Below are 5,483 nucleotides of genomic sequence, written 5' to 3' on the forward strand. Positions count from 1 at the left end.
TGAGCTTCTAAGAGTTCAAGGGAGTGATTTTGTGGAACCGTTGCGATCGTTAATTTCATCTCATACAGTGCCATTGCATAGCCCATACAACGACGCCTTCCCCCACCAAGAGGAATATATTCATAAGGAGAATATTGACACTCTAAAAACCGTTCGGGTTTAAATTGTTTAGAATCGGGATATAAATCTTCTCGATGATGAAGCAGATAAATACAAGGGGCAAATCTTGTTTCAGGTTCAAAATGATAACCCATTAAGTCTAAGGGAAATTTGTTGGTTCTCGGCAGGGCGATCGGGATAATTGGATAAATCCTTAAAGTTTCTTTACAAACGGCGTTTAGATAGGGTAATTTGGCAATGAGATCGGGTTCTGGATTGTTTCCTAGTGTCTCAAGTTCTTGCAGAATTTTCTCGCGAATCTCTGGACAACGATGAATCCAATAAAATGCCCAAGCTAACGAGGTGGCTGTCGTTTCGTGACCTGCAAAAAGCAATGTAATCATTTCTTCTTTGAGTTCGAGATCCTCTAAAGATTCTCCATTTTCATCTTTCGCAGACATCATCAAACTGAGAATATCTTCACCGAGAAGATCGGGATTTTTGCGCCGTTCTTCAATTTCAGCTTGAAGTAAATGGTAAAGTTGTTCTCGACCTTCTATTACTCTTCCTCCTGGACTCCATTTCCCCAAATCTTTCTGGAGAATAGGAAAGAAAATTATAAGCGATCGCAAGGGAGAAGAAAATATTTTGAGGAAGGATAATAATAACTCTTTGATATTATCATATTGTCCACCTTTCTGCAAGCCAAAAATTGTTTGTAATATTACTTCAAGGGTAATTTCCTGCATTTTTGCGCGTGTCGAAAAAGTTGTTTGAGATTGAATTTCTGCAAATACTTCGCGAGTAATCTGACAGATGATCTCACCATAAGATTTCATTCTCTCCCCATGAAAGGAAGGCATAATTAATTTTCTATGTTGTTTATGACGTTGTCCCGATAATGTCAAGAGAGAATTGTCTCCTAAAAAGGGACGCAAGACAACATTTCCTCCTGCATTAAATAATTTCTCGTCTGATGCAAAAATTGTTTCAATTCCTTCTGGATCGCTAACCAAAACAATCGATCGCGTTGGGGAAAATCTCAGTTGGAAAATATCACCAAATTCGATGGAGAGTTTTTCCAGATATTCAATAGGATTTAAAGTCCAGTTCAATAATTGAACGAGATAAGGAGATTTAGGAGTTGCTGTTAATTTTTTCATGTTTCCTTATTCCTCATTAATTAGACTTTGCTGCATTCTCCCCAACCAATCAATTAAACTTTCTAATTGCTTTTCTGGTTTCATCACTCCCAACCCACGTACTGTAACTTTTTTGGGAGAATAAACAAAGCGAGAAATTAAGTGTTTGGGAATATTTTCTCGTAACAATCGCCATGCGGGTTCTTCCATGGGTGTTTCTAAGATAACGTGCTGTTTTCCATCGGGTTTGATGCGGGAAAAACCAAGAGATTTGGCAATTTGTTTTAAGCGAATAACTTGGATCAGTTGTTGTGCAGGACCGGGGATTTTTCCATAGCGATCGCGCCAATCATCCTCAATATATGCTAACTCTTTTGCAGAAGTTGCCGTCGCTACTGCACGATAAGCAGACATCTTTTGTTCTAAGTCTAAAATGTAATTATTGGGAATAAATGCCGTCAGTTTTAAGTCTATGCTAGTATCGTCAACTTTGGGGATTTCTTGCCCTTGAATTTCTTGAATTGCCTCCTGTAACATAGACATATAAAGATCGAAACCGATCGCGGTCATTTGTCCTGATTGTTCTGCCCCCAAAATATTACCGACTCCGCGTATTTCCATATCTCGGGTGGCCAATTGATAGCCCGATCCTAACTGGGTAAATTCTTGAATTGCCCGCAATCTTTTCCGCGCTGTATCGGATAGTTCTCCCTTGTGGGGATATAATAGCCAAGCGTGTGCTTGGATGCCCGATCGCCCAACTCTTCCACGTAATTGATAGAGTTGAGATAAGCCAAATTTTTGAGAATCTTCGACAATAATAGTATTAACGCGAGGGATATCTAAACCCGATTCAATAATAGTGGTACAGACTAAAATATCTGCCTCACCATTATTAAAAGAAAGCATCGTCGCCTCTAATTCATTAGCCTCCATTTGTCCGTGGGCGATCGCAATTCTTGCACTGGGAATCATTCGTATTAACTGTTCGCTAATTGCCTCAATTCCTTCGACTCTGGGAGTGACATAAAAGATTTGTCCTCCTCGATCTAATTCATTCCGAATGGCAGTACGAATCACTTCAGGATTATAAGGGGAAAGATGGGTTTGAATGGGACGACGAGAAGGAGGAGGTGTTGTAATTAAGCTCATCTCGCGAATACCAGAAAGAGACATATAAAGAGTACGAGGAATCGGAGTTGCACTTAATGTTAGGACATCAACTTCAGCCTTAAAAGATTTAATTTTTTCCTTTTGATTGACTCCAAATCGTTGTTCTTCATCTACTACTAAAAGCCCTAAATCTTTGAATTCTACTCCTTTTCCTAAAAGTTGTTGCGTACCCACGACAATATCAAGTTCCCCTGTTTTTAAGCGTTGTAAAATCTCTTTTCTTTCCGATGCTGTGCGAAAACGATTCAATAAACCAACATTAATGGGATAGGGAGAAAAACGTTCTTTTAAAGTATGATAGTGCTGCTGAGTTAAAATAGTTGTTGGTGCCAAAAAAGCCACCTGTTTATTTGCTGTTGTGACAACCTTAAAAATTGAACGAATAGCGACTTCTGTTTTCCCAAATCCGACATCTCCACAAATTAACCGATCCATCGGGCGATCGCTTTCTAAATCTCGCTTCACATCTTGTACTGCTTTCAGTTGATCGGGAGTAGGTTGGTAGGGGAAAGAATCTTCAAATTCTTCTTGCCAAGGGGCATCAGCAGGATAAGCAAAACCTTGCTGTTTTGAGCGTTTGGCGTAAAGTTTTAAAAGATCGACAGCAATTTTCTTAATCGCTTTTTTAACCCGATTCTTCCTCTTTGTCCACATTGTCCCCGTCATTTTATCAAGTTCGGGTTTCCCGGTACCCGTTTGTCGAAAACGGGATAAATTATCTAAGGAATCTGCGGGGACGCGCAAAATCCCATCGGCATATTTAAGGGTAATATATTCTCGTAACTCTAGGGTTTCTAACCCAATAAATTGACCGACTCCGTAATGCTTATGAACGACATAATCTTTAGGTGCTAATTTATTAACATCGACTTTTTGAGAAGCTGCACGACGACGCTTGCGAATATAGGTTGGACTGGCGAGAGTATGCTGCCCGAAAAACTCGCGATCGCTGACTAAAACAATGCGAAAAGTCGGTAAAATAAAACCTTCTAATTCTGCCAAACCGGAATACTTTACCGCAACGGCTGTCTTCTGTACGTGCAAGCGATCGATCGCCGGATAATCTTTGGGGTTAGGAACAAATTGTGCCGCACAATCATGTTCTTGAAGCAGGGAAACAGAGCGAGAAGGTTGAGCGGAAATGAGCCATGTTGTATAATGATTTAAGGTCATGCCATGATAAATTTCGCGCTTTCCTCGCAGAATTTCTGCTAACTTAGCAAATTGATGGGGTGTAGTCGGAAGAGGGCGACTGGCTAAATTAACAACTGGAATCGAAGATTGGGTTTTTTCTTCTGCTAATTCCGATAATAATAAACGCGGAAATTGAGTCGCGATCGCCTTGATGGTATCATCAAAAAAAGCGTGACTTTTCGGGAATTCTTGACGATCTATAATTGCAGCTTTCCATTGTTCTTCTGCATGGTGTACCCAAAGATCGCTATGGGCGCGACATTGTTCAATCTCATCAATAGCAATCAGTGTATTTTCCGGTAAATAATCCAATAAAGAAGCAGGTTTTGCAAACGCCAATCCTAGAAAACGGCGCATTCCTTCTGGATAGCTTCCGACTGCAAATAATTCCTGTTCTTCTGGCGTAAAATATGCGGCAAAGCGATCTCTCAATTTCCCTGTTTCTTTATCTTTTAATGCGTCGGCAATAATGGGAGAAAAACTGGTAGGAGTTAAAGATAAAGTTGCAATTTTATCCAGCGATCGCTGAGTTGCTGGGTCAAATTCCCGCATCTTTTCCAACTCATCCCCAAACCATTCCAAACGCAGGGGAAGTTCCGCAGAAACGGGAAAAATATCAACAATATCCCCTCTCCTACTCCATTGTCCTTCCGTCTCCACTAGAGAAACTCTTTCATAACCTAACTTTACCAACTGGCGATCGCAGTCTTTCGCCTTCATCGTCATGCCAATTTCCAAAGTTAAGCAATAAGAAGCAAATATTTCTGGCGGCGGTAAGTGAGGCTGCAAGGCTCGTTCTGTTGTTACAATAACAAAACTTTCTTGCCCGTTGCCTGTTCCCTGTTGCCTTTCCTCTATTGCCTGTTGCCCATTGCCTATTGCCTTCTCACCAATAACCGATAATTGCCCCCAAATCATCTCAGATTCCGGGTCAAATGGCTCGTAAGGGGACGCTTCTGAGGTGGGATAGAAGAAAAAGTCTTTTGAACCCATCGCCTCTAATTGAGCCGCCCAGCGCCCAGCTTCTTCCAGGGTGGCACAGACAACAAAGAGATTCTTTCCTGCCGATCGCGCCAAGGCCGAAGATACCAAGCCTTTCGGTAAGCGGGGGATGCCATTCAGTTGCAGAATATTTTGTTGTTGGAGTTTGGCGCAAAGTTCGCGAGTGAGAGGCGATCGGGTTAGAGTGCGAATGACTGAAGATAAGGGCATATTGATTATTCTTCCTCATTTCGTCGAATTAAATAGCGAATTTCTTCAAGTAAAACATTAAACCGCTCATCACTTTCAGATTGACGCTGTTTCAATAACTCTCTTTCTTGTTTCGCAATTTCTATCTCTTGTTTCGAGACTTCCATTTCTTGTTTCACAACTTCCATATCTCGTTGACTTTGGGCAGCTACTTGCAACAAAGCCTGCACTGTAATTCTCAAACCATCGACGCTATCTTTCACCTCGCTGATACTTTCGCGCATTTCGCTCATACCTTCACGCATTTCGCTCATACTTTCACGCATTTCGCTGACGCTTGATGCCAACCCGTCGAGCATTCGATCTGTCCAACGTTCCACTGTCATTGGCTTTTTCCTCTACTGTTGAAATTTAATGCTTAGATTTTATCAGAATATTGGTGCGATCGCACTACTCCCAAGCCATAAAGCGATCGCTTACCGGCAAAATTGTCTTAATTATCTCCAAATCGCCAACCAATCGGTGACAATAATAAGAGACAAGCGACAGAACCAAATCGTTGTTCCCCATCTCCCCCACCATCCCCACCACCCCCACCTCCCCCAACAACCCCACCATCCCCACCTCCCCCACCTCCCCCAACATCCCCACCATCCCCACCTCCCCCACCTCCCCCATCTCCCC

Annotated in this window: 3 protein-coding genes and 1 pseudogene; all 4 read right to left on the reverse strand. The window is 41.9% G+C overall.

Annotated elements, in window-relative coordinates; translation table 11 throughout:
* A partial coding sequence (locus tag VB714_RS14325) for a cytochrome P450 (protein ID WP_323225279.1) occupies positions 1-1,262 on the reverse strand: 1,262 nt, incomplete at its 3' end.
* Positions 1,263-1,268: 6 nt separating this feature from the next.
* Entirely contained in the window at positions 1,269-4,820 is a 3,552-nt protein-coding gene (mfd, locus tag VB714_RS14330; RefSeq protein ID WP_323225281.1) for a transcription-repair coupling factor, read from the reverse strand.
* 5 nt (positions 4,821-4,825) lie between these two features.
* The gene (locus VB714_RS14335; protein WP_323225282.1) at positions 4,826-5,185 is read right to left on the reverse strand and encodes a hypothetical protein; all 360 of its coding nucleotides are present in this window, start codon (positions 5,183-5,185) and stop codon (positions 4,826-4,828) included.
* A 107-nt stretch (positions 5,186-5,292) separates the two neighbouring features.
* Positions 5,293-5,483 (reverse strand): annotated as a pseudogene (locus VB714_RS14340) (hypothetical protein); the annotation flags it as partial.

This window comes from Spirulina sp. 06S082, assembly GCF_034932145.1.
Taxonomy (GTDB): domain Bacteria; phylum Cyanobacteriota; class Cyanobacteriia; order Cyanobacteriales; family Spirulinaceae; genus CCY15215.

Coding starts and splice junctions, on each gene's coding strand:
- VB714_RS14335 (WP_323225282.1), bottom strand. CDS start 5,185: ATGACAGTGGAACGTTGGACAGATCGAATGCTCGACGGGTTGGCATCA.
- mfd (WP_323225281.1), bottom strand. CDS start 4,820: ATGCCCTTATCTTCAGTCATTCGCACTCTAACCCGATCGCCTCTCACT.